Genomic DNA, 24894 nt, shown 5'->3' with positions numbered 1-24894 from the left:
ACCGGATCACACTCGCGGCCACCGAGGATGCCCGCCACGTCACCCAATTGGCGGACTATCTAACTTTCATATTCAAATTATAGTCGATGGGTGTCCCGACAAACACCCAGGACAGAGGGAGCTTCCAGTGGCGACTATTAAAGTTAGCATCGCCGCCGAGGTGGCTATGTCCACCCCCGCACAGTTGAGCCTTGCTGACACTTCAGTGGGGCCGCCGATCGCCGGGATGGTCGTAGGGGCGCTCCTTCTCGTGGGCTGCGTGGCTGGAGCCGGTGCCGGGTGGTGGTATGCCGCCGAGCGGCGGCGCGTGCGCCGCTGCCGAGCGGAGCAACCACCGCTCCCGAACCCCGAGGCGCCGACGCCGACCGGGCTCCATCCTCCCGCCTCCCGGGATGTCGAGACCGTCGCCCAGCCACGCAGCCCCTTCCACCTCCGCACCCGCCGGAAACACGCCGTATGACGACACAAGCCGAGCAACCCCGAAAGGAGGCGCCATGAAACGACGAACGCGCGCAGTACCCCTGCTCACCCTGCTTGCGAGGTTGGGATGGCAGCGGGACCGGCAGGCATGGACGGTGCCGTGCCGGGACGAGCACGGCCGCCGCCGGCATGTCCGGGTGTCGGTCGACGAACGCGGCCCCCAGATCACGTTCGACCAGCCCGGCGCTGCGGTGTTCGATCCGCTGGCCAGCGGACGGCTGCGCGCGGCGCTGCGTGAGGCGATCGAAGTCCACGCGCGGCTTAGCGAGCCAGGCCGGGAGCGGGTGCCCGCACCTCGAAGTCATCCCGGAGCTGCGCCCACGCCGCATCGCGAGGTTCCAGATGGGCGGCACTCGGCGATGACTGCAGGTCGGGTTCGGGTCGTTCTCGGTGAAGACGATGAGGGCGAGCCCAGCGGTCGTCACGCGCTCACGTCGACACCCGTGGCCATATCCGAGGCTGCGTGATGGTCGGAGCCCGTGAAGTACTGGATCGGCGGCCTCACCGGGGATCGTCGCATGGCGCAGGGGGCCGTGCGGTGACCGTAGGGCAGGCCGTCGATGTCGTCGACGTACCGGTAGAGCTGGCGCGGCCCGTGGTGGCCGAACTGACGGCGGGCTGCCTTCGGGGCCCGGTCCTGCGGCGCGGGCCCGGACGGTGGGCAGTACTGACCGCACCGCATCGGCGGGGCGATTTCGCGTTGCCGGAATCGTTAGTGCGAGCCAACGTGCGGCTGCTGCCGGAAGGTTTCACAGCTCTCACTGCCGACGAAGATCTGCGGAGGAGCAAGGAAAGGACCAGGAGACGGCGACTGGGTGGTGCCACCCAGGCAGAACCAACTTCTGCCACCATGCAGCGCGGTCGTCGCGTTGCTGGCACGGGTCGCGCGGGGAAAGGCGCCCTCGTGAGCCGGCACGCCCTCGACGAAGCTCGCGTGCCCGAGCTTCTGCCCAACCTGGGCCCGTCAACCGAGTTCGGCGCCGAGCCCGCTCACTCACCGCCAGACGATGAGGTGTGCGAACGCGCCGTGTTGTTCGAGCAGGTGCTCGAAAGTCTCTATCGGTGGGACACCGACGGGCCACGCCGCACGCAGGCGGAGTTCCATGACTGGTTCACCCCCATGGTGGCGAGCGGTGGACCTTCGCCCGCGGACGAGGCGTCCGCCCCAGCGTCGGAGGCGGGTGATGCTCGGTGTTGAGCACGCATCCGTATCCAGCGGGCGAACTGACGGAGATGCGTTGCGCCGCGACCGACTACGCCGCGCACGGCTGGCTCATCTGCCCTGGTGCCCGGGTTCCGCACCCCAGGCCGGACACCTCCGACGGCCGACCTTCACCCGAGGAAGCCGACCTGGTGTGCCGGGGCGAGCCCCTCTCTAAGGACGAGGCGTTCGACGCGTGGACGGATCGGCCGTGGCCCATTCTCCTGCGCCCGGGCGCAGTGGGAGCGATCGATCTCGGTCCTGGCGATGGCCGGACCGAAGCGATCCTGCGGGACGCTGGGTGTCTCGGGCCGATCTTGGTTGGGCCGGGCCCGCGCTGGCACCTGATCGTCGAACACGCCCCCGACCAAGGGACTCGAGCGATTCAGCCTCCGCGATCGGTGCGAGAGGGATGCCTGCTGCTGCCGCCGAGCCGGGTGCCGTCGTGGATCTCGCGCTGGCGAATCAGCCCGGAGGAGACCGGCTGGTCCTTGCCCGACCACAGCAGCGCGCGGGCCGCGCTGAACGCCGGAACACGAAGGGACTGATGGGCATGTCTGTTGCATGCAGTGCACCCCCGGCATCGGCCGGGGACACCGCAGCGCGGTGGTGCGAGTACTACTGGGCCACGTGCGGGCTTCCTGCCCAGCTCTTGGACGGCAACCGAATCGCCCTGCGCCTCGGTGGGCTGCTCGGCGCAGTCACGATGCCCGCCACGCTGGGCCGGAAGGTCGCGCCCAGCCTGCATGTGCGGGCCATGCCCGCCCCGGCGCTGGTGCACCCCGGTGGAGAACGGTGGACGTTCCTGAGCGGCCCGGGCAGCGCGACGCTGGAGCACATGGCCGCGCTGGTGCCGATGGGCGTCAGCGTGGTCGGGGACGACGCCCTGGTGGTACTGCCGTCGCCGGAGACCGAAGCGCTGGATCTGTGGCGCTGGGTCGATTGGCCCACCCGGGCCGATCTGCCCGCGCAGGCCGCGCTGCTGGCCACCACCCGCGCACTGGCCGCTCCGGTGCCGACCGCTCGATCGGAGACGCCATGACGCCCGCAACCTCGTTCGATGCCGCCGAACCGACAACCGGGATGAGCTGCCGTATGGATGGCGCCGGGGTCGACGTCGCGTCCTGGTGGGCGCTGCGCCGGGCCGCGCGCGGAGCGCTGCGTCGCCACGACGGCGAGTTGTTCACCGACGGGGGCCGGGCGGTGCCGGAGTGGATCGCGCAGGCATGTGCCGAACTGCTCGCGTCCGGCCATCTCGCCGCCGATGCCGATCGGCCGCTCACGCTGACCGCGTCCGGATCGGCGGCGCTGGCAGGCGGACAGCCGTGAACAGGGCGAGCGTCGATCCGGAGCTGGCCGCGCTGCGTGGCGAGCTGATCGAGCGTGCAGCCGCCGATCAGCGCGCCCGCGCCGAGCTCGACCCAGCGGCTCCCACACCGGAGCAGTGGGAGACCGTTCACCTCGTCGACGAGGACAACGTGCGCTGGTTCGCGCCCATCGTGGCGGTGCACGGCTGGCCCGGCCGCCGCACCGTCGGTGTCGACGGCGCGCACGCCGCCTGGGTGCTCGCCCAGCACGCGCCCGCGCCGTACCGGGCCTGCTGGCTGCCGAAGCTGCGCGCCGCGGTCGCCAATCGCGACGCCGCACCCCGCGACCTGGCGTTTCTCTCCGATCGGGTCGCGACCGACCAGCAGCGTGCGCAGCGCTACGGCACCCAGTGGCTGCGGCTCGGCACCGAGGCGGCCGGCCGGCTCTACCCGCTGCACCGTCCGGCCGAGGTCAACCTCGCGCGCGCCGATGTCGGGCTCGCCCCGATCCCCGACGCCGAGATCGCGACCGCCTACCTCAGCTACGACGAGGTCGCCGCCGCAACCAGTGGAGGTTCTCGATGACCACCGTGCAATGGGGCGTCAGCCCATACCATCCCGGACGCGCGCACACCGCCCTGCCCGACACCGACGTCTCCGTGTGCACCCGGCACCTGCACGACGGCCAGCTCGTGCTCGGCTCCTTGAGCCCGCGCCGCCCTGCGAACCTGCGGATCTGCCCGGAATGCGCCGTGGAGACCGTGGCGCTGCTGTTTCCGATCCCGACTCCCTACCCGCGTACTTCCGTCGCGCAAGCGTCATAACACTCAGTAACCCATAAGTAGGACTACTCTGATGCGCTGAGTAGTGTCCCGTGTCACGATTAGCCCGAAAGGTGTAATCGGTTACCCGGTAGTTGCATCCGGCGGGAAGATCAAGGTATCCAGGAAAGATCGGGTGATCTCCCGCCGTCGGGGAGAGGTCTTGCAGTTCGGGACTGGATGAGCTGGGAAATCTCCCGAATGCTGTGAGTGGTGGCTGTCATGCGGGTCTGCAGCGTGACAGCGGCGAGACGCCCCCGGCGAGGGCGTTGGGTAGTGACGGCCTGTCACGGATGGGTCGGTCACTCCGCGTGTCGGCGCGGGACAAACGAATCTCGGCTGTCGCGGTCGTCGCTCCACTGGTGAAGCGGACGTCCGATCCGGTCCCCACAGCCTGCGGCCCCGTCCACGGATGGGACCGGGACGCTTCTACTCCGCCACGGCGGCGGGTCGGGCGTCATCGATCCAGGGGGAGATAGTGACATTGAGGTCCATCAACAGTTTTGCCGAGGCGGTGCATCGGTTGCGCCGTCGGCGGGGGATGACGATCGGGGATATCGCGGCGCGGACCAACTACAGCGCGAGCTACCTGTCGAAGATGCTGCACGGCGCGCGGCCCCTCGCGCCCGCGCTGGTCAGCGAGGTCGACCGCGCGCTACGCGCCGAAGGCGAACTGGAAAAGCTCGCGCGCGAACAGGACGAGGCTCGCCGCCCGCCTGCCCGGCCGATGCAGCTGCCGCCGGCCGCCGCGGACTTCGTCGGCCGCGAGACCTACCTGCACCAGCTCGACGCCGCACTGATCACGCAAACCCGGCCGGGAGCCGCCGTCACCGCCGTCATCGAGGGCGGATTCTGGGTCGGCAAGACCTCGCTGGCGCTGCACTGGGCCGCGCGGGTCCAGGAGCGCTTCAGCGGCGGCTGCCTGTTCGCCGACATGCGCGGGCTAGCTCCAGGCAGCGCCGTGGATCCTGGGGAAATCCTGGATGGCTTCCTGCACGCCCTCGGCGCCGGTATCGACGCGCAGCGGGGCACCATCGACGAACGCGCCGCGCGGTACCGCTCACTGCTGGCCCAGCGGCCCGCCGTGGTCGTACTGGACAACATCGCCAGCTACGACCAGGTACGGCACCTGCTACCCGGCGCGGGCAGCGTGGTGGTGCTGACCAGCCGCGAACACCAGCCCTCGCTGCTGCTGCACAGCGGCGGCCTGCACATCGACCTGCCACCGCTGACGACGGAGGAGGCCCTGACCCTGCTACGCGCGCGGATCGGCGAGGCCCGCGTCGGCGCCGAGCGCGAGGCGGCCGAGGCGATCGTGCGCCGCTGCGGGCGGCTGCCGATGGCCGTGCTCGTCGCCGCCGAGCGCATCCAGCAGCACCCGCACGACTCGCTGCAGGACCTGGCCGACCAGCTCGCGAGCGAGAACCGACGCCTGGACGTGTTCACCTCGTCGGATCCCACGGTGAACATCCACGGCGTCATCGACCTGTCCTACCTCGCGCTCTCGCCGCGCGAGCGGCGGGTGTTCCGGCTGGCCGGCATCATCCCCGCCTCGTTCATCAGCGCCGAGGCGGTCGCCGCCCAGTCCGGTCTCAGCCCCGACGGTGTTCGCGAAACCCTGGATGTCCTGCGCCACGCGCACCTACTCGAAGCGGCGCCGGTCGGCGCCGGGCGCATGCGGATGAACCACCTCCTGCGCGCCTACGCCTACCAGCGTGCCGTGGTCGAAGAGCCCCTCAACGAGCTGGAACGGGCCCACGACCGGCTCCTGCGCTGGTACGTGGCCACCGCGTGGACGGCGAGCAACGCGCTGGCCCCGAACTGGGCGGGCTCCGGGCTCACCCTCGATGTCGAACTCGACACCGCTTTCGGCGTCGCCGCGCCATTCCCAGCTGGCGACTACCACGGCGCGCTGGCCTGGTGCGAGACCGAAGCCGCCACCGCGATCGAACTCGCCCGCCACGCCCGATCCCGCGGTGCGGGAGACGCCGCGTGGATGCTGCCCGCCCTCTTCTTGCCCTACTTCTACCTGACCAAGAACTGGAGCGCCTGGCTCACCGCCAGCACCGAAGGGCTTGCCGCCGCGCACGCCCTGAAGAGCGTCCCTGGCGTCGCTCGCAGCACTCAGAGCGTTGGCTGGGTCCTGCACGAACTCGGACGTACCGAGGAAGCCATCGAGCACCTGCGTCGCGCGATCGAGCTGCAGGCCGAGCTGGGCGACGATCGCGCCCGCGCCTGGAGCGAGTTCGGCCTGGCCGCCGCCTACACCGCCTTCGACCGCCACGACGACGCCAAAGCCGCCTACGAACTGGCCGAGACGCTGTTCGCGCGCGTCGGACTCGACCTCGGCGTCGCCGTCGTCCGCGCCATGCTCTCCGGAACGCACCAGAACCTGGGCAACACCGACGACGCCCGCGCCCTCGCGGAGGACGCGCTCGCCCGAGCCCTCGCGATCGCGCCGAAGCAGCCCGTCGCCAGCCTGGCCCACCACCAGCTCGGCCTGGTCCTGCTCCAGCAGCACCACGCGCGCGCCGCGCTGACCCACTTCGACGCAGCCTTGGCCGTGCGCCGCATCGGCCGCGAACGCTGGGGCGAGGCCGAGACGCTTGTCGCCCGAGCCGAGGCGCTGGCCAAGCTCGGCGACGCCGACGGTGCGCGCGCCTCCTATCGCGCGGCGGGCGCGATTCTCGAATCACTGCAAGACCCGCGCGCGCTCGACATCCAGGCCCAGATCGCCACGATCAACGTCTGCCTGGGCGTCCGCGGCGAGCCCTGCGCCTAAACAAAAGCCGAGGGCGCCACGTTCTCTCGTCTCCGCGACGCCGGGCTCCGGTGTGACACACCCGGAGCCCACTGGAGCTATTCACGTGTATGCCGCTACGCTAAACCGCGCGCACGCCCGGAATAACAGGAAGTATCGAGGCGGACACCCTGCGCCGCCATTTCCTTCGCCAGATGACAATGGTTTTCATCTGGACAAAACGAGCACAAAACGAGCACAAAAAAAGCACAAGATTGTCCTCGGACAATCGAGCTCGACGGGCCCTCGTTGTTCCACTGTGGAGTCATGCGAGCCGAGCCACCTCCCGGAACCATCGGTCCAGTCGGGGGATCGATGGCGTCCCGCGCGGCTTCGCTGGCCGGGGTGACACTCCTCCCCCCAGGTGTCACCCCGGCGCCCGGCATCATGTCCGCGCACCTCATCGCAGGGGAAACATCGGCAGGCCGAAATCTTCCCTTCCGCAGCAGAGCCGTATTTGACTGCCTGAATAGGAATCTGCCCATAGTCGCATTCCGGCATGCGTTGTCTCGTCCGGAAAACCCTGGGGGTCTCTCAATTTCAGCGCCCGTCTCGCGGGCCGGTTCAACGATGGCCCGGACCGTCGGCTCGCTCTGCGGGCCATCGCCTGTAGACGGCCAGCAGCACCCGACTCCGGGAGCCCAGCCGCGCGCGGACCAGGCGGTGCGGGGGCTCGCCAGGAACCCAGCCTTTGCGTCCCCCGCACCTCCACTTCCGCCCTCCAGCCCCCACCGTCTCGGACGGAGCACGCCGATGGTGCACTTCCTCCTCCTTTGCTCCCACACGCGCTGCCTGGACGAGATCGGCGACGCTGAGATCGCCGAACTCGTCGAGAACCCGCAATCCATTCCCCGCTACGTCTGGTGCGACCACTGCGTCACGTGGCAGCCGGTCGCCGAACTCGTCACCGCTTCACCCGCGGCCGACAACGCCAGCGACTCGGGCGAATCGGCCGACACCGAACCCGTCGCCGACGTGAGCGCTGCGGAGGGAAACGCCCACACGGCCCTTCCCTGCCCACGCCTCGAACAGAACGCGGGAACCGCCGACGACGCCGAACCCAGGCCCGGTGCGGACAGCGCGGACTCGCCCGAGCCCTCCACACGACGCACCACCGGACGACACCGCAGGTTCTCCCGATCGGAGCAGTACGCGCGATGACTCCACTCCTCTACCGCACGCAGTCCGTCACGGCGAGCACAGCGCTATCCGCTGACCAGAACCATGACCAGCGCACCGGCCAGAAGGCACGGACCGAACGGCACCACCGTGGCGCCGTTGTCGGCACGCTGGCGGGCGCCGGGCACGGCGACCGCAACCAGGGCGAGCACCGAGGCCGCCAGCAGCGCCCCGGCGACCTGGGGCCATCCGCTCCACCCGGTCACCAGCCCGACCACGGCAGCGGCGCTGACGTCCCCGGCGCCGACACCCCCGCCCGTGGCCACAGCCAGGACCAGGAACAGCACGCCCGCCGCCGCCAGCGCGGCGAGCGCCCGAACACCCGGCGCGGGGTCGTGGCGTGCCAGGCACAGCACCCCGAATCCCACCAGGACGCCGGCCAGCTGCGGCCACATCAACGCCCGGGGCAGCCGATGCTCGCGCCAATCGATCACCGCCAAGGGGACCGCCAGCACGGCCACGAACCCGTAGACGGCGAGTTCGCCGCGGGCTCCGACGCGCCAGCCCAGCAACCCCAGGACAGCGGCGGTGAGCACGGCGCCGAGCCACCACGACCCGGCCAGCGCCCGCTCGCCTCGCAGGAACCGCCGGGTGAGCCCGCTGGCCGCCGCGCCGAGCACCAGCCCGACCGAGGCGGCGCCAGCGGTCCACCACCAGCTGCTGGTTGTCAGCTGCACGACCCCTCCGGCCCTCGCGTGATCACCCTGTACGCCATCCTGCCCGCCTGCTCCTGGGCCCCACCCGCACTCAACCCAACGGGTGAACTTCACCCCGGAGCGGCTGCCCGGAGCATCAACGCCACGAAAGTCGGTCTTGGGACGAGCCCACCACCGGGGTGTATCACGGTGTGGCCTGCCCACGCTGACCAGCGATCGTCGACGAAATGGGGGACCGTGATGACCCACCACCGCAGCACCCGCCTCGCCCTGGCCGCCCTCGCCACCGCGACCGGACTCGGACTAAGCGCCTGCAGCTCAGACAACGGCGCGGCCCCGGCCTCCTCAACGCCCACGCCGCCGCCCGCCCCCAGCACCACGGCCGCCTCGCCCGCCGACATCGCCAAGCAGAAGGCCACCGCCGCCTACTTGGGCTTGTGGGAGGACGTCGCCGCCGTGGCGACCACGTCCGATTGGCAGTCGCCCCGGCTGGCCGACCACGCCACCGGCGACGCGCTGTCGGTGCTGTCGCGCCAGATGTACGCCGATCACTACAACGGCCTGATCACCAAGGGAAAGCCCGTCAACACCCCGGTCGTGCAGTCCGTGGAGCCGCAGGACGCACCCAAGACCGTCATGATCCGCGACTGCTCGGACGCCACGAACTGGTTGAAATACCGCGCGGACAACGGACAACCCGCCGACAACGAGCCAGGTGGCAAGCACCTGATCAACGCCGAGGTGAAGCTCGCCGTCGACAGCTCCTGGCGGGTGACCCGGTTCGCTGTGGAAGGAACCGGAACATGCTGACCGCAAGACGACTGGGCACCCTGACGATCTTGACCTCCGCCGCGATACTCGTGAGCCTCACACCCGCGCTGGCCGGCGACTGGTACGGCGACGTCAACTGCGGCCAGAACTCCTACGCCGGATGCGAACTCGGCGCGGGACAACGCGGTGGCGGCAAGCCCGCACCGCGACCGGGACCGCGCCCCGGCGAACCGAAATCACAAGCCGGGAGCCCGGACACCCCAGCCCCTCCACCCGGCGACCGGATCGTCGGCGGCGACGACAACAAGGCCGATTGCTCGTATGTGCGCAGCGACTACCAGCCACCGGCCAACGGAATGCAGACGGTCAGCTACCACCCACGGCCCTCGCGCTCCGGCGGTGTGCAGTTCGTGTCGCTATCCCGTTCGCGACCCGAAGCCATAGTCCTGGCGCAAGCTCCAGAACAGGGCGGCGGGTGGTACGTCTACCAATGTTCCGGCCAGGGCATGCGCGACGCCCTCTACCGGGCACCGGTATGGATCCCCGACGGTCAGGCACCGGGTGCGGCGCCCTTGCCCTCGCCGGAGGAGCTGGCGGAGCAGGCGCGGTCGCAGCTGCGGTTACCGAGTCCGGCGATCGTGTCGAGTCCGGCCGGGACGCAGCTGGTGCGACTGCCGACCTGGTTGTGGTTGGACCGCGCGATGTGGCAACCGCAATCGGCGACAGCGTCCGTGCCAGCGATATCGGTTACTGCTACCGCGACCCCGACCTCGGTGTCCTGGGCGATGGGTGATGGCAGCACCGTGACCTGCATCGGGCCAGGCACCCCATTCCCCGCTCACGGTGATCCGCACGCGTCTTCGCCCGATTGCGGCCACACCTACCAACAATCCTCGGCCGGTGCCCCGGGCGAGCGGTTCCCGGGCACGGCGACGGTGTCGTGGCGGATCACCTGGTCCGGCGGCGGGGCCGCGGGGACCTTCCCGGACATGACCACCAGTGCCGCGGCGTCCTTCCGGGTCGCCGAAGCCCAGGCCCTGGGCACCGGATAGGCCGGAATGTCTTTTCCCAACTGAATTAGTCATTTTCGTTTCTTTCCTTTCCTGACCGCGTATTCGCGGCGGCATTTCTCGCCGGATGAATACGTGGTGCGGGCGAGCTATGCCTGGAGGACTTCTCGTGACCAGCACCGACACTCCCGCACGCGGCCACAACGCGACCGGTGAACCCCGGCCGGTGTCGTGGCTGGACCGTTCCGGCTCTCCCGCGACGTCAGCTCCGCGCCGCGGTCGCCGCAGGCGGCTGCCGCACCTGGTGACCGGGGTGCTCCTGGTCGTGCTGTGTGTCGGGGGCGCGGTGTGGTGGACCACCAGCACCCAGGACCGGACGCCGATGCTGGCGCTGGCGAAACCGGTCGCGCTCGGGCACGTGCTGACGCCCGCGGACCTGCGCAGCATCGACGTGTCCGCCGCACCGGGCGTGGCACTGATTCCGGCGGACCAAGCGGCCAGCGTGGTGGGGCGGCCGATGGCGACCAGCCTCGGGCCTGGAGCGCTGCTGACCCCGGACGCGGTGGGCGGTGCCGCGATCCCGGCGGCGGGCCGGGCCGTGGTCGCGGTCGGCGTGAAGCCCGGGCAGTTCCCGCCCGAACTCGCCGCCGGAACCCCGGTGACCGTCGTCGTCACCGCCGCCACCGCGGCGGGAACCTCGACCACCACCGCGCAAGGCCAAGGCCCGGGTACGTCCTGGCGGGCCACCGTCGTCGGCGTGTCCCCGGCGGGCACGGACCAGACGAGCGTGGTGTCGCTGGACCTCGACACCGGGAGCGCGTCGCAGCTGGCGCAGGTCCCGGCCGGTCAGCTCGCACTGGTGATGCAACCCGCGGGCGGTGGCCGCTGATGCTCATCGCGTTGTGTTCGGTGAAGGGCTCGCCGGGAGTGACCACCCTGGCCGTGGCCCTGGCCGTGAAGTGGCCGCAGACGGAGAACACCCGCCGTCTGGTCGCCGAGGTCGACCCGGCCGGCGGCGATCTGGCGATGCGCTTCGGCCTGCCCGCGAGCCCGGGGCTGGTCAGCCTCGCCGCCGCCGCGCGCCGCACCCGCGACCCCGCGGTGGTGTGGGAGCACACCCAGGCCCTGCCCAGCGGCGCCCGCGTGCTGCTGGCCCCGCCCGGCGGCGCGCACGCCCGCGCCGCGCTGTCCACCCTGGCCACCGCCCCGGACGGGCCGCTGCTGCCCACCGTCGCCCGCGAACCGGGCGTGGTGGTGCTCGCAGACTGCGGGCGCGTCGATCCGGGTTCCCCGGCCGAGGCAATCGCGCGCCGCGCCGACGCCCTCGTCCTGGTGACCGGCACCCAGGGCGACGACCTCGCCCACACCGCGGCGCGCCTGGGCGAACTGGCCCGCTGGACCCCGCGCCCGGGCCTCCTGCTCACCGGAGACGGCTACCCGACCGCCGATGTCGAGCGCGAGCTGGGTGTACCGGCGATCGGCCGCATCCCGCACGACCCGGCCGCTGCCGCCACCTTGACCGGGCACCGGCCACCACCGGCCCGCCGCCGCGGTAACGGCGGCCTCGCCCACCAGGCCGCAGCCCTCGCCCGCACCCTCGCCGGACCCGCCGCCCCAGCCGCCCCGCCGTCGGCGAACGCGCCGGGGGCCGTACCAGGCGTGCCCGCCCAGCAGGTGCGCCATCAGCCGGGCGGCGGCGTCATCACCCCGCCCGGACCGGCACCTCACCCGCCGCGCCTGGTGCCCACGCCACCGCAGGTCAGCGATCCGCATCGCAACGGCCATCAGCCCAGCACCGCAGGGAAGGAGCCACCCGCATGACCCGCACCGACTACCCAACAGCGCCCCCTACCGCGCCCGGCGGCCCGGAGGACGCCGAGCACAGGCTGCGCGCCTGGCTTCGGCAGGCGCTGACCACGGACCTGCCCGGCCGGGTCGAGGCCGCCACCCGCACCAACGATGGGCCGTTGCCCCTGGCGCGGCGCCGGGAGATCGGCCGCGAGGTCCTCGACACCGCGGTCGCCGCGCACAGCGAGGCCGAACTCCTCGCCGGGCGCGCCCTGGTCGATTCCGCGACCGAGCAGCGGGTCGTCGACCAAGTCCTCGACGAGGTCTTCGGCCTCGGCGGACTGCAACCGTTGCTGGCCGACCCGTCCGTGGAGACGATCGCGGTCAACCGCTACGACCGGGTCTTCGTCCAGTACAGCGACGGCCGCCGCGCCCAGGTCGCCCCCGTGGCCGCCTCGAACGAAGAACTCACCGACCTGATCCGCACGCTCGCGGCGCGCGCCTCGTCCGAGGAGCGCCGGTTCGACCGCGGCAGTCCCGCGCTGAACCTCCAACTGCCCGGCGGCGAACGGCTCTTCGCGGTGCTCGGCCTGACCGCGGGCGGGGTGACGGCGTGCACGATCCGCCGGCACGGCTACCTCACCGCCACCCTCGCCCAGCTCCGCCGCCGCGGCACCCTCGACGTCGGCCTGGAACGGTTCCTGCGCGCGGTCGTGCGGGCCCGCAAGAACGTGCTGAACACCGGCGGCACCGGCGCCGGCAAAACCACGTTGCTACGCGCGATGGCCGCCGAAATGGACCCCATGGAGCGCATCGTCACCGTGGAGGACGCATTCGAGCTCGGCCTCGGCCTCGACCCCGAGCTGCACGCCGACGTCACCGCCCTGCAAGCCCGCGAACCAAACGTCGAGGGTGAGGGCGCCATCGATCAGGCCGAACTCGTCCGCTGGGGGCTGCGCATGTCTCCGGACCGGGTGATCGTCGGCGAGATCCGCGGCGCCGAACTCATTCCCGCGTTCAACGCCATGAGCCAAGGTAACGACGGGTCCATGGCCACGTTGCACGCGTCCAGCTCGAAGATCGCGTTCACCCGGCTCGCCTCCTACGCCGCGCAGAGCCGCGAGCGACTACCGCTGGAAGCCACCGCCCTGCTCATCGCGTCTGCGGTGCACTTCGTGGTGCACCTCGACCGCGCGACCGACCGGACAACCCGGGTGATCGCCTCGATCCGCGAGGTTGTCGGCGCCGAAGACGGATCGGTGATCTCCAACGAGGTCTACCGGCCCGGCCCCGACGGCCGCGCGGTGCCCGTGGCGGGGGCGCTGCGCGCGGACACCCTCGACGACCTGGTCGCTGCCGGGTTCGACCCGGACCTGCTGAGCCGCCCGGAGGGGTGGTGGACGCCATGAGCCTCGACACCACCACCCTTCTCGCCGCCGTGCTCGGCTTGGGGGCCGCCGTCGGCGTGCTGCTGATCGTGGCCGCCGGGCGCCGGCCCGCGGCCGCGTCGCCGCCCTCGCGGCGCGCCGGGCTGGTTCGCGCAGCGCGCGGCCAGGCAGGCGACCGGCGTGCGCTGCTGCGCCTGACCGTGGCCGTCGGTACGGGCGTGCTGACCGGAGCCGTCACCGGATGGATCGTCGGCGCGGTGCTGGCCGCCGCCGCGGTGTGGTTCCTGCCCCGGTTGGTCGGCCCGGATCGCGCCCACCGGCGGCGGGTCGCGCGGATCGAGGCGATCGCGTCGTGGACGGAGATGCTGCGCGACGTCCTGTCCGCCGCGGCGGGACTCGAGCAAGCCATCCTCGCCACCGCCCCGCTCGCGCCCGCGGCCATCCGCAGCGAGGTCGCCACGCTGGCCGCGAGGCTGGAAAGCGGCCAGCGCCTGGCGCCGGCGCTGCGAGCGTTGGCGCGCGAGCTGGACGACCCGACCGCGGACCTCGTTCTCGCCGCCCTGGTCCTCGCCGCCGAGCACCAGGCCCGCCAGCTCGGCGACCTGCTCGGCTCGCTGGCCACCACCGCCCGCGGACAGGCCGCGATGCGGATGCGCGTGGAGACCGGCCGGGCCCGGACGCGGACCTCGGTGCGGGTCATCGTCGCCACCACACTCGCCTTCGCCGCCGGGGTCGTGGTGTTCAACCGCGCCTACCTCGACGCCTACAACACCGCCACCGGCCAGATCGTGCTGCTGCTCATCGGTGCCCTGTTCGCCGCCGGGTTCGCCTGGCTCGCCCGGATCGCCGCCAGCGGCGGGCAAACCCGGGTGCTGGCGCTCGACGCCCCGGACGTGACCGGAGCGCCTGACGGCGACGAGGCGACGGTCAGCGGAGGTGAGCGCTCATGATCCCCGCTCTGCTGTTCGGCGCCGGGGCTGGTGCCGGTCTGTGGCTGCTGCTGACCTGGGCCCTGCCACCGGCCCCGGCACTGAGCGACCGGCTCGCCCAGGTCAGCGCGCGACCACCGGCCACACCGATCGTCCTCGCGGCGGACGCCGCCTGGGTGCGCAGCTGGGGCCGGGTCTTCGTCCCGGGCCTGCGCATGCTCGGGCTGCCCGGCACGAAGATCGAGGCCGATCTGCGGGTCACCGGCCGCGGCACCGATACCCACCTGGCGTCGAAAGCGCTGCTCGCCGTGGCCGGGCTGCTGGCGCCCTGGCTGCTGCAAGCACTGCTGGCCCTGGGCGGGCTGTCACTGGGGGTCGAGGTGCCGCTGCTGGCCGGGCTCGTGCTCGCCGCCCTCGGCTTCCTGACCCCGGATCTCGACGTCCGCGCCAAGGCCACCCGGCTGCGGCGAGAATTCCGCGACGCGCTGTCCGCGTTCCTGGACCTCGTCTGGATCACCCTCGCTGGAGGCGCCGGGGTCGAGGCCGCTCTCGGCGACGCCGCGGCCGTCGGAGCCGGGCCGGCGTTCGACAAGATCCGCCGCGCCCTGCACGCCGCCCAGCTGACCCGCACCACCCCGTGGAACACCCTGCGCCAGCTCGGCGAGGAACTCGACATCACCGAACTGTCCGAACTCGCCGCCTCGATCTCCCTGGCCGGGACCGAAGGCGCCCGCGTGCGCGCCTCGCTGGCCGCGAAAGCCCAGGCCCTGCGGACCCACCAGGTCACCGACGCCGAGTCCGACGCACAGGCCGCCACCGAACGCATGGCCCTGCCGGTCACGTTGCTGTTCCTCGGCTTCTTGGGATTCATCGCCTACCCCGCGGTAGTCCAAGTCCTCAATGGACTCTAGCCCACCCAGCATCCCTCCTCGCCACCGAGAAAGGCATTGCACCACAAGGGAAAGAAGGCGCCACCATGTTGCACTACATCCGTACCCTCTGGGAGCTGACGCGCACGCGTATCACTCTGTTGCGCGCTGACCCAGAGCGCGGGGAGATCACCACCACCGTCATCGTTACCGCCCTGATGGCCATCGCCGCGATCGCCATCATCGCGATCATCGTGGCGAAATTGACGCAAAAGGCGAACTCGATCAACCTCGGCGGCTGAGGATGCTCACCAGAGCCGCCCGTACTCGCGCCCGCGCGCTGGCCGAGCGTATCCGGCGCGCGCTGCGCGGCGACCGGGGCGAGGTCACCGTCGAACTGGTTATCGCGACCCCGCTGTTGCTGCTGGCGTTGCTGGCGATCATCCAGTTCGCGGTGTGGTCGCACGCCACCCACGTCGCTCAGGCCGCCGCCTCCCAGGCCCTGGCCGCCGCCCGGACCCAGGACGGCACCACCAGCTCCGGGCAGGCGGCCGGGCAGCGCCTGCTCGACGACCTCGCCGCCGGACCCCTGCGCGAGCCCCAGCTCGCGGTGTCCCGCGGTGCGGCCTCAGTGTCGGTGAGTATCCGTGGCGAGGCCGCCACGGTCTTGCCCGGTGTGCACCTGCACGTGCACGCCGAAGCCTCCGGCGAGATCGAGCGTTTCATGCCCGACACCGCGCCCTAGTTCCCTTGTCGCAGCAGCGATCTCGGCGACCGGCCGAAAGGAAAGCCTTATGAAACACCATAAACCGCCTGACGCGGTGATGCCGGTGCGCGCGGCGACGTTCCCCGACGGGCCGGATTCGGTGCTGCTCAACCCTGATATCCCGCAGGCGCGGTGGCGTGGTGAGCGTGTCCGTGCGGGACTGCGTCCGCGGATTGTCCTCACCGGACTGGCCGGGGCCGCCCTGGCGGCGCTTGCGGCGGCGTCCGGCAGCGGGTTCGCAGCGGTCTTCGCACTGGGTGCCGGAGGTCTCGCATTGGGCGTGAGCCTGTTCGCCGGCTGGTACAGCGCTGCCCGCGTGCTCGCCGACCACCGCCACGGCCGGGGCAGCCCGTGTCGGCTAGATCGCGTGCGGGGCGAGTTTTTCTTCCGCAGCCGCGATTTCACCGACCTCGGCACCGCCAGCTACGCGGTGCGGACCCTGATCGCAGGGGTGGGCGAACTGCACTGCGGCCCGGCCCGGGCGTGGATCGACCCGGGTGTGCCGCGTGAGGTGCATCGGGTGGCGTGGCAGGCGTTGTGCTGCCTGGACCGCACGCGCGCCGCCCGCGACCTGGCTCACGAACTCGCCGACGATCCCGATTCCGCGGTCGGCGAGCTGGCTGCCGCGGCACGCGAGGCGGTCACGGTGATCGACGACGCCCTGGACGAGATCGTCCGGCACGTGCACGGCTGCCTCGTGCTGACCCGCGCCTGGGAGGCGAAACTGCGGCACGGCGAACTCGCGGTCCGCACCGACCACATCCTCGCCGCTTTGCCCGGCGACGCCGAAGTCCGGCGGCTGTCCGAGGCCGCGGAAGCGTTGCCGCAGAACGTGTTCGCCTACATCACCGCCGCCCGCGACATCACCGGCACGGGAGCGTTCCCGTGGAAACGGCCGCCCTCGTCGTGGTCGCGACTGCTCCGCATCCTGCCCCGCGGGCTCAGCCGCGGCGCAGGATCCGGGACGGCACCGGCGCGGCGAGTCCAGTCAGGAGAGGGGCTGTCGTGACCGGGCGCGCGCCGAAGGCAACGACGGTCCGGTGGCGGCGGTGGTGGGCCGCTGAGCGCGGCTCGGTGACGGCCGAGGCCGTGCTGGTGACACCGCTGCTGGTGATGCTGCTGGTGTTCCTGGCCGTGGTGGTGCATCGCGGCGTTGACGCCCGGTTGCGGCTCGACGACGCCGCACACCAGGCCGCTCGCGCGGCCACCCTGCAACGCAGCCCCACGGCCGCCACCACCGCGGCCCGCGACACCGCCAGCGCCGCGCTCGCGCAGGCCGGGCTGGTCTGCCGGGGCGTCACCACCACGATGTCCGGCTCGCTTGTGCCCGCTGGGGCGGTGACCGTGCGGGTGCGGTGCACCGTCGACTTCGGTCAGGCGCTGCTGCTCGGCGTGCCCGGCGGGAAAACCCTGGAATCGACCGCCAGCGAGGTCGTCGACACCTACCGGTCCTGGCGCCAGCCGGGGGGTGCTTGATGGTCGGCTCAGCGCGCGAGCCAGTGCCCCGGGACGCAGGCGCGGAGCTGGGCACCGGTCAACGTCCGATGCTCGAGCAACCCCGTGGCGACGCGGCCGATCTCGGTCCAGTGCCGGTCGATCAGGTCCCCCGCGATGCCCGCCCACAAGTCAGGTCGCCGAGCGGCGAGTCCGTAGGCGCGGCGGGCTTCGGCGATCACGGCGAGGTCGTCGTGCCCGCCGTGCAGGTAGGCGTCGAGGCGGACGTCGTCGTCGGTCACGTCGTCCTCGCGGAGTCGTTCGGCCGCGCCGGTGGTGTCGAGGACATAGCGTGCCTGGGCGAGCGGTCCAGCGTGGGCGACGACCGCCAGCGCGGACAGATCGACCCGACGAGGCCGGACCGCGGTGAACCCGGCCCGTCCGGCGGTGCGGGGCCGCAGCGTGACGTAGCGCAGCGACCGGCCCTGCAACAGGTAGACGACCGCGTGTCCGGCCTCGTGCCAGGCGGTCAGGCAGTCCTCACTCGCACAGGGCGATTCCTGCGTCTCGGGCGCGGTCACGCGGCCCATTCTGCTCACCCCGTCGGCCCGTCGCGCACCGGCGTTCCCCGGTGGTGGCGTGCTGAGGAAGGCCGGGTGACCGCCTTCGTGCTCGCGCTGCTGCTCGGGCTGCTCGCCCTGACCGGCCTGAGCCTGGACGGCGGCCTCGCCCTGGCGAGCAAGGTCCGCTCCGGCGGGCAGGCCGAGTCCGCCGCCCGCGCCGGCGCTCAAGCGCTCGACCTCGCCGCATACCGCGCCAGCGGCGTGGTTCGGCTCGATTCGGCGCGGGCCCGGGACCTGGCGCAGCGGTACCTGGCCAGCGTCGGTGCCACCGGCACGGTGCAGGTGGCCGGGGACACGGTGACGGTCGAGGTCACCGCCACGTATCGACCCCAGCTGCTGTCGCTGGTCGGGATCGACGACATCCATACCCACGGGCGGGGTGCCGCCCACCCGCAGCGCGGTGTCAGCGGCATCGAGCCCTGACCACGGCTGCGCCATCACGGAAGGAGAAACGGCATGGTCACCTCGGAAGAAGAGATCGCCCGCCGACTTCAGGAACGAGACTCCGAACGCAGCGCGCGCCGCGCCCAGGTGGCCACCACCGTGGGCGAGCTGGCCCGCCGGCACGCCGAGCTCGCCGGGCAGCTCGCCGACCTCGAACGCGAGCTCGGCGAGGTCCTGACCGCGGCGGGCGAGGTAATCGACGTGCCCGAGCTGGCCCAGGTCACCGACGTCCCAGTCGACGACCTCACCCGCTGGCGCGACCAGGCCGCCAAGCCCGCCCGCGGCGGCAAGCGCAAGCGCCCGAGCGCGAAGAAGAACGACGCTCCCGGCAAGGGCACTCAGGCCGCCACCGCGACGCGTGCCACACGTCCCGTGGCACCGGCATCGGCGGCACCTGCACCTGAGTCCGTGGCCGACGGGGTAGCGGTCGGCGCGGCGAGCAGCTGATGGTGCCGTTGCCCCGGGCGAGGATTGCGCGCGTCGTGCGGCTGCTGGGCCGTGTGGCGCGCGGCCTGCTCGCGGTCATCCTGCTGGCCGCGCTCGTGGCTGGTCTTCCCGTAGCGCTGATCTGCGGCGTGGGATGGCCCTTGCCCGACCATTTGCCGAACCTGGACGAGATCGGGTCGGTGTTGATGGCGCCGATGTCGACACGTTTTCTGCTCGACGTGCTCGCCTGCCTGGCCTGGCTGATCTGGCTCGTGTTCGTCCTCGACGTCGTGGCCTGTGCGGTCGAGGTCGCCCGGGGTGCCCGGTGGCCGGAACTGCGACGGCAGACGGGTCCGGTGCGGCGCGTCGCGGCCGTGCTCGTCGGCGCCCTGCTGGTCGCCGTCCTGGGCCGCACCGCCACCGCCGCACCCGCTGCCCCCGCCGAGGCCGGGCGGCCCGTCGGCCACGCCCCGGTAGTCGCGACCGCGCCCGCCTGGACGACGGCGGTCGCCAGCGAGCACACCGGCACCCCGCAGTCCCGAACCCAGCCCGCGGCCGAGCCCGGAACCGAGCGGGTCCGGCCACCGGAGGGTGGAGTGCACGACTCGCTGTGGCGGATCGCGCAACGCTGTCTGGGCGACGGGGACCGGTGGCCGGAGATCTGGGCGCTCAACGAGGGCAGCCCCCAGCCCGGCGGACGCGTGCTGACCAACCCGCACCTGATTCACCCCGGCGACACCCTCCGCCTCCCCGCGACCAGCCCACCGCCTACCCCGCCTGCTTCACCACCGGCACCCCCGGAACCGACGCCCACGAGCCCAGCTCCTGCCGCCGAACCAGCACCGCCGGCGCCGAGCACGACCACGCCACCTCCCTTCACGCCACCTTTCTCGGAGCCCGCCCCGGCCACTGCGGATCCCGCCGCCGATACGGCGGCCGACGAACCCGCTGGGGGCGCGGTGACCTGGGGCAGTGGCGAGGTGTTCGTCAGCCTGGGCCTGGCGGCGGCGGTCAGTGCCCTGCTTGTGCTCGCGCGACGGCGACGCCACGCGCGCTACCGGCCCGGCAGCGGCCAGCGTGACGACGACCTGCCCGTCGCGCCCGTGGTGTACCAGCTGCGCCTGGCCCATCTACGCGCCCAGCATCACGACGAAGACATCGAACTGGAGGCCGAGACCGACGAGCCGGGCGACACCGCGGCCGACGACCCGGCCACGCACGAGGACCAGTCTGAACCCGTCCGCTCCGGCGCGGCATCGCGATCGAGGCGCGCGGAAACCGGGACCGAGGGCCAGGTGCGGGTGCTCACGCCGCGCGTCCGGCGAGTGATCGGCGCCGCCACGACCCCCGGCACCGACGGCGGACCGGCGGAGCCGCCGTCAGTCGTGGATATCGCTCTCGACCCGACCGCGCCCGGTGCTGGCGGCGAGACCGTCAACGCCGACGCGGGCAAAGGGACGCAGGTCGCGTTCGACCAGGCTCGCGTGCATGGCCTCGGCCTGGTTGGGCCTGGCGGCTACGCCGCGGCCCGCGCCCTGCTGCTCACTCTCCTTACCGCCACGCCCGACGGCGGATCGGTGCCGAGGGTGTTCGTGCCCGCTGCCGATCTGGCCCGGCTGCTCGGCGTGCCGGGGCCCGTCACGGGCCTGCCGGACACGGTCACCGTCGTGGCCGACCTGGACACCGCACTGACCGCCCTCGACGCCCCGCAACCGTCCCGGCCCGCCGTCCTGATCGCGACGCCGCCCCGCGAGCCGGACCAGCAGGCGCGGTTGCAGCAGCTGCTCGACAACAACGGTCAGCACGGCCTCACCGCGCTGCTGCTCGGCCAATGGCGTCCCGGGGTGACCGCCTACGTCACCGCCGGCGGGATCATCTCCGCGACCGACCCCGGCCTCGGCGAACCCCTGCGCGGCACCTGCGCCTTCACCCTGCCCGAGACCGCCACCCGCGACCTGCTGGCCTTCTTGCGCACCGCGCAGCCCCGCGACGACACCAGTGGCGTCAGCGACGCCGCCGAACCTCAAGGCCACGCCCCTGCGCCGCGCCAAGCGCCGACGCCACCAGAGGAGGGTGCTCCTTCCCCTCTGGAGCACACCGGAGACGGCCCTGATCGTCTGGAAATCACTTCGGGTCCACCCATACCGGAACCGGCTCCCGCCGAGGCCAGCGGCGAACCCGACAGCGAACCGCGCCCGCTGCCGCCACGGACGGCAGATACGGGCCTGGGGAAGCCCGCACCGCTGGTGTTGACGGTGTTCGGCGCCCCAGCTCTGCACTGGCGGCCCGATCCCGCCCGATCCGAGGACACCCGCGACCTGTCCGGCGAATTGAGCAGCCGCCCGGTCGAACTGCTGGTGTATCTCGCGGTCCATCCCGGAGGGGTGTCCCGGGACGGGATCGTCGACGCCCTGTGGCCCGACGAGCCGCCCCGCAATCCCGCCAGCGTGCTGCGCACCGTGCTCTCCCGGATTCGCCGCGCCCTTGACAGCGCCACCGGCCGCGCCGTCGGCGAGCTGGTGGTGGCCGAGCACGGCCAGTACCGGCTCGACCCCGCGGTGGTGGAGGTGGACTACTGGGGCTTCGCCGAGGCGGTTACCGCACGCCGCACCGCCACCACGTCCGAGCGGCGGACCGACGCCTACGAGGCGATCGTGACGCACTATGGCGGACCGCTGGCCGAGGGCCTGGAGGCGGAGTGGCTCGTCGCCGCCCGGGAAGCGACCCGCCGCGACGCCCTCGACGCCGTGGCCGCGCTCGCCCGCGCCCGGGTCGCCGACGACCCCGACTACACCCTGGACCTGCTGGAGACCGCGCGGGCATTCGATCCGCACAACGAGTTGCTCTACCGCGACATCATGCGCCTGCAGCACGCCCTCGGCCGGCACGACGCGATCTCCCGCACCCTGACCCTCCTGCGGACCCGGCTGGGCGAAGTCGACGCCAAGCCCACCGCAGACACCGTCGACCTCGCCCAGCGGCTACGCGCCCGCGACACCGGCATACCGGTCGGCGACTTCTCGCGATCCACGGCGCCATGAATGAGCGCACCGACGGTTCTCGATAACACCTCGCCGAAACGGAAATCGAGGCACGATTCTCGTGCGATCGAGGCAATTGCGCGGAACAGCGAAATACCTCGATTTCGCGCCGCGATCCCGTTCGCGCCGATGCTAGCGTCGACCATAGTAGCACCATCGTCGAGGCCGAAGAAAAAGAATCCCGTGGACGCGACTCTGTATTCCACGACAATGCCGACACTGTTACTCGTCGAGTGTTGTGCGCGGCTGCCGCGTACCGCGAATACGGTCCGGCGCCCCATGCGTGGCCAGGATGTGCAGTGCGATTCCAGCACCCCTGGCGCCGAGCGCCACGTCCTCGCCCGGCTAGCCGGTGCCACACTCGCAGACCGAGGCGACGCGGACGGTGATTGCCAACCGTGGGGCCGCCGACCCGGCCTATCAGCCTCGTCCTCCGGTATCCGACTAAGGTGGATCCCCCCGTGTCAAGCGTTCTCGCAGCTCACACCCCCTGCAAGGGGATCCACCGGTGTCCCAGACTCGCTTGACACCAAGCAGGTAAGCACATCAGGCCCGGCGGCGGTGTCACGCACCTTCGTCGTCGTTCCGCCTGTGCTCACCACTGCACTTCACTCACCTTATCCACTTCTCACTTCTCTTTTTCATTTCTTTAAAAGAACTGCTTTTGTCCGCGGCCTTATCTGTGGCCGGCGCGCCCATTCTGAACCGACCGGAAGTGACCTGACCTGCACAAACATTTACGGGAAATGCGCGCCGCTCGCGTCGAAAGATAGCCAAAATTCCCCGAAATTGACCCGGAAAAACTATTGCGTGGCGTCCGGGGTCGAGTTACGTTTGTTGTGTCACCGGGAAAACCGGAAACCACAACAAACCACCGCCCCGGGTGCGAACCATTCCCCGGGAAGCCGGAAAATCAGCAATTCACGAACGGGGACCGCTATGTGCTACGCCGACACCGCCACCAACGCCGACGGCACCGCCACCGCGTTTTGCTACTGCGGGTGGCAGCAAGAACACGCAACCCCCGACGCCGCCGACCACGCCGCCGAAACCCACCAGCGCGACGCCGACGCCGCCGAAGCCGAATTCGCGGCCACCCACTGACCCCGCAAACCACGCACAACCCAACCAACCGAAAGGGCACACCGTGAACCACAACGCCAACGACCCGCGCACCGTGTACGTAATCGACCCCACCGCCGACCCCGGGCCACTGCCGGAAATCGTGGTGCGCCGTTTCGTGGAAAACGGGTGCACGGTCACGGGTGTGGTGATCGACCCCGCCGACGCGCAACAAATGTTGTACGGCGTGGTCACCCGCCCCGACGGAACACTCGCCGGAACCTACTACCCCGCCGACACCGTGCGCGGCGACCACTGGCGAGTCGTGACCGCCGACGGCACGCACTACCACGCCGCCAGCGAATACAACGCGGTCGACGCACTGATCAACGGGCTCGCCAGCAACTGAAAATCACGCGACGGCAGGGAAAACCGCCATGGCACGCACGGACACGGCACGCGCCAACGGGAACGACCACCACGAAACCGGAACCGTGGAATGCGGTAGCTGTTCCCGCCCGCTGGAAATCACTCGCCAGCAATGGGAACGGTGGGCGTGCCTGCCGTGCCCGTGCGGTTCCGCCGCCGACCTTGAATTCGCCCGCCGCCACTGCGAATGGGACGACACCACCCGGTAACGGGATCACCGTGCCCGCACCGGTCCCACCCCGCCCGACCGAACCACGCGAAAGGACCCGACACCATGACCACGCCAGCCACGACTCCGGCCACGGGCAGCACGCCCGCCGCCCCGGGCGCGGCCAACCGACTGCGCAACGGCGAACTCCGCCGCATGGTGGCCGAACAACTCGCCCACGACCCCACCACCGCACTCACCCCCGGCGCCATCGCGACCAAACTCGGCGGGAAGTCCTCCGGCGCGGTCGGGAACGCACTGGCGACACTGGAATCACGAGGGGAAGCCGAAAAGATCGGCACCAACCCGGTCACCTACCGCGCGACCGACAAAACCGCCGACGCCGCCAAAGCCGCTACCGTCACACCGCGCGGGACCACCGCCACCCCCGCGCCGTCGAAACCCGCCACGCCCCCCGCCACGCCCGCCCTGGTGACCGGTCCCGTACGCCGCCCGAACGGGCAGATGTACCACCCGCGCAAGCTGTCCGGGCTGTCCGACGTGACCGCGCTACGGCGGTTGCGCGAGGCGAACGTGTCCGCGCTCATGTACGGCCCGCCCGGTACCGGGAAAACCTCGGTGGTGGAGGCAGCGTTCGACGACCTCGTGACCATTCAGGGCGATAGCGACACCGTGACCGATGATTTCGTGGGGTCCTACACCCAAACCCCGGACGGCCGTTACGAATTCGCCTACGGCCCGCTGGTGACCGCGATGCGCGAAGGGCGCGCGTTGTTCATTGACGACGCCACGCTCATACCGCCGACCGTGCTCGCGGTGGTGTACCCCGCGATGGACGGACGCCGCCAAATCATCATCAAAACCCACAAAAACGAGGTAGTCGACGCCGAGGACGGGTTCTACGTCGTGGCCGGACACAACCCCGGGGTTCACGGCGCCGTGCTGACCGACGCGCTCTCGTCGCGGTTTTCCGCACAGATTCACGTGTCCACCGACTACGACCTCGCCACCCAGCTCAAGATCGACGAGAAAGCGGTGCGCGTGGCGCGGAATTTGTCCGCACGGCAGGAAAAGGGAGAGATCGGGTGGGCGCCGCAGTTGCGTGAGCTGATCGCGTTCAACCGGATCGCCGACGTACTCGGCACCACCGCCGCCGCTGGAAACCTGGTCGGCATCGCACCGGAGGAGGACCGGGACGTGGTCGCCGACGTGGTGCGCAACGTGTTCGGCGCCAACGTCGCCCCGCTGTCCCTCGGGTCACAGTTCTAACGCGACCCCCACCGCATCCGCGCGACTGTCCG

The 24894-nt window shown here is 71.4% G+C and carries 27 protein-coding genes; 25 read left to right on the top strand and 2 right to left on the bottom strand.

What is annotated here, in order from left to right:
* Positions 1–494: 494 nt before the first annotated feature.
* From H5411_RS49135 to H5411_RS40890, 7 genes are all read left to right on the top strand, one after another.
* On the top strand, positions 495–947 hold the full coding sequence (locus H5411_RS49135; RefSeq protein WP_308431755.1) for a hypothetical protein: 453 nt from the start codon (positions 495–497) through the stop codon (positions 945–947).
* A gap of 1146 nt (positions 948–2093) precedes the next feature.
* Positions 2094–2723: a hypothetical protein gene (locus H5411_RS40915; protein ID WP_143271390.1), complete on the top strand. Its 630-nt coding sequence runs from the start codon at positions 2094–2096 to the stop codon at positions 2721–2723.
* Entirely contained in the window at positions 2720–3010 is a 291-nt protein-coding gene (locus tag H5411_RS40910) for a hypothetical protein (RefSeq protein WP_143271389.1), read from the top strand. Before H5411_RS40915 ends, H5411_RS40910 begins: the two co-directional genes overlap by 4 nt.
* Positions 3007–3573, top strand: a complete 567-nt coding sequence (locus tag H5411_RS40905) for a DUF6624 domain-containing protein (protein ID WP_101436302.1) — start codon at positions 3007–3009, stop codon at positions 3571–3573. Before H5411_RS40910 ends, H5411_RS40905 begins: the two co-directional genes overlap by 4 nt.
* A complete protein-coding gene (locus H5411_RS40900) occupies positions 3570–3812 on the top strand; it encodes a hypothetical protein (RefSeq protein WP_101436301.1) in 243 nt (80 codons plus the stop codon). The genes H5411_RS40905 and H5411_RS40900 overlap by 4 nt, the downstream gene beginning before the upstream one ends.
* A 475-nt stretch (positions 3813–4287) precedes the next feature.
* Positions 4288–6591: an ATP-binding protein gene (locus tag H5411_RS40895; protein ID WP_101436300.1), complete on the top strand. Its 2304-nt coding sequence runs from the start codon at positions 4288–4290 to the stop codon at positions 6589–6591.
* Between the two features lie 771 nt (positions 6592–7362).
* Positions 7363–7770 (top strand): hypothetical protein, encoded by a 408-nt coding sequence (locus tag H5411_RS40890; protein WP_101436299.1) that lies wholly within the window; start codon positions 7363–7365, stop codon positions 7768–7770.
* Between the two features lie 44 nt (positions 7771–7814).
* On the opposite strand, the gene H5411_RS40885 is transcribed toward H5411_RS40890, so the two are convergent.
* On the bottom strand, positions 7815–8465 hold the full coding sequence (locus H5411_RS40885) for a prepilin peptidase (protein ID WP_101436298.1): 651 nt from the start codon (positions 8463–8465) through the stop codon (positions 7815–7817).
* Between the two features lie 219 nt (positions 8466–8684).
* Here H5411_RS40885 and H5411_RS40880 point away from each other — a divergent pair, with 219 nt between their 5' ends.
* The 11 genes from H5411_RS40880 (at position 8685) to H5411_RS40830 (ending at position 17441) form a co-directional block, all read left to right on the top strand.
* Positions 8685–9254, top strand: a complete 570-nt coding sequence (locus H5411_RS40880) for a hypothetical protein (protein ID WP_101436297.1) — start codon at positions 8685–8687, stop codon at positions 9252–9254.
* Complete coding sequence (locus H5411_RS40875; protein ID WP_167441928.1) at positions 9248–10267, top strand: hypothetical protein; 1020 nt, start codon at positions 9248–9250, stop codon at positions 10265–10267. The genes H5411_RS40880 and H5411_RS40875 overlap by 7 nt, the downstream gene beginning before the upstream one ends.
* A 127-nt stretch (positions 10268–10394) precedes the next feature.
* Complete coding sequence (locus tag H5411_RS40870) at positions 10395–11114, top strand: SAF domain-containing protein (protein WP_229857923.1); 720 nt, start codon at positions 10395–10397, stop codon at positions 11112–11114.
* A complete protein-coding gene (locus H5411_RS40865; protein WP_101436296.1) occupies positions 11114–12046 on the top strand; it encodes a P-loop NTPase family protein in 933 nt (310 codons plus the stop codon). Before H5411_RS40870 ends, H5411_RS40865 begins: the two co-directional genes overlap by 1 nt.
* On the top strand, positions 12043–13422 hold the full coding sequence (locus H5411_RS40860) for a CpaF family protein (protein ID WP_101436295.1): 1380 nt from the start codon (positions 12043–12045) through the stop codon (positions 13420–13422). Before H5411_RS40865 ends, H5411_RS40860 begins: the two co-directional genes overlap by 4 nt.
* The gene (locus H5411_RS40855) at positions 13419–14351 is read left to right on the top strand and encodes a type II secretion system F family protein (protein WP_101440872.1); all 933 of its coding nucleotides are present in this window, start codon (positions 13419–13421) and stop codon (positions 14349–14351) included. Before H5411_RS40860 ends, H5411_RS40855 begins: the two co-directional genes overlap by 4 nt.
* Positions 14348–15241 carry a type II secretion system F family protein gene (locus H5411_RS40850; protein ID WP_101436294.1) on the top strand — a complete coding sequence of 298 codons (894 nt, stop codon included), beginning with the start codon at positions 14348–14350 and terminating at the stop codon, positions 15239–15241. The genes H5411_RS40855 and H5411_RS40850 overlap by 4 nt, the downstream gene beginning before the upstream one ends.
* A 65-nt stretch (positions 15242–15306) precedes the next feature.
* The gene (locus tag H5411_RS40845; RefSeq protein ID WP_101436293.1) at positions 15307–15501 is read left to right on the top strand and encodes a hypothetical protein; all 195 of its coding nucleotides are present in this window, start codon (positions 15307–15309) and stop codon (positions 15499–15501) included.
* Between the two features lie 2 nt (positions 15502–15503).
* Positions 15504–15944 carry a TadE/TadG family type IV pilus assembly protein gene (locus H5411_RS40840; protein WP_101436292.1) on the top strand — a complete coding sequence of 147 codons (441 nt, stop codon included), beginning with the start codon at positions 15504–15506 and terminating at the stop codon, positions 15942–15944.
* A gap of 49 nt (positions 15945–15993) precedes the next feature.
* Entirely contained in the window at positions 15994–16974 is a 981-nt protein-coding gene (locus tag H5411_RS40835) for a hypothetical protein (protein WP_183126913.1), read from the top strand.
* Positions 16971–17441, top strand: coding sequence for a TadE/TadG family type IV pilus assembly protein (locus H5411_RS40830; RefSeq protein WP_101436291.1), 471 nt, complete (start codon positions 16971–16973; stop codon positions 17439–17441). The genes H5411_RS40835 and H5411_RS40830 overlap by 4 nt, the downstream gene beginning before the upstream one ends.
* An 8-nt stretch (positions 17442–17449) precedes the next feature.
* On the opposite strand, the gene H5411_RS40825 is transcribed toward H5411_RS40830, so the two are convergent.
* On the bottom strand, positions 17450–17980 hold the full coding sequence (locus H5411_RS40825; protein ID WP_143271387.1) for a hypothetical protein: 531 nt from the start codon (positions 17978–17980) through the stop codon (positions 17450–17452).
* A gap of 75 nt (positions 17981–18055) precedes the next feature.
* Between H5411_RS40825 and H5411_RS40820 the strand changes: the two genes are divergently transcribed.
* The 7 genes from H5411_RS40820 to H5411_RS40790 all read left to right on the top strand — a co-directional run bounded on the left by H5411_RS40820 (position 18056) and on the right by H5411_RS40790 (position 24862).
* Positions 18056–18445 carry a hypothetical protein gene (locus H5411_RS40820; protein ID WP_101436289.1) on the top strand — a complete coding sequence of 130 codons (390 nt, stop codon included), beginning with the start codon at positions 18056–18058 and terminating at the stop codon, positions 18443–18445.
* Positions 18446–18478: 33 nt separating this feature from the next.
* A complete protein-coding gene (locus tag H5411_RS40815; RefSeq protein WP_101436288.1) occupies positions 18479–18913 on the top strand; it encodes a hypothetical protein in 435 nt (144 codons plus the stop codon).
* Positions 18913–21933, top strand: a complete 3021-nt coding sequence (locus tag H5411_RS40810) for a BTAD domain-containing putative transcriptional regulator (protein WP_101436287.1) — start codon at positions 18913–18915, stop codon at positions 21931–21933. The genes H5411_RS40815 and H5411_RS40810 overlap by 1 nt, the downstream gene beginning before the upstream one ends.
* A 939-nt stretch (positions 21934–22872) precedes the next feature.
* Complete coding sequence (locus H5411_RS40805) at positions 22873–23037, top strand: hypothetical protein (protein WP_167441927.1); 165 nt, start codon at positions 22873–22875, stop codon at positions 23035–23037.
* Between the two features lie 43 nt (positions 23038–23080).
* On the top strand, positions 23081–23404 hold the full coding sequence (locus H5411_RS40800) for a hypothetical protein (RefSeq protein WP_167441926.1): 324 nt from the start codon (positions 23081–23083) through the stop codon (positions 23402–23404).
* Between the two features lie 28 nt (positions 23405–23432).
* Positions 23433–23633 carry a hypothetical protein gene (locus H5411_RS40795; protein ID WP_101436286.1) on the top strand — a complete coding sequence of 67 codons (201 nt, stop codon included), beginning with the start codon at positions 23433–23435 and terminating at the stop codon, positions 23631–23633.
* A gap of 65 nt (positions 23634–23698) precedes the next feature.
* Positions 23699–24862, top strand: a complete 1164-nt coding sequence (locus H5411_RS40790; protein ID WP_101436285.1) for an AAA family ATPase — start codon at positions 23699–23701, stop codon at positions 24860–24862.
* Positions 24863–24894 lie beyond the last annotated feature (32 nt).

The sequence above is a fragment of the Amycolatopsis echigonensis genome (assembly GCF_014174495.1).
GTDB classification, from domain to species: domain Bacteria; phylum Actinomycetota; class Actinomycetes; order Mycobacteriales; family Pseudonocardiaceae; genus Amycolatopsis; species Amycolatopsis echigonensis.
The sequence above is the reverse complement of the archived record's forward strand: the minus strand, read 5'-3'. Positions and strand labels throughout refer to the sequence as shown.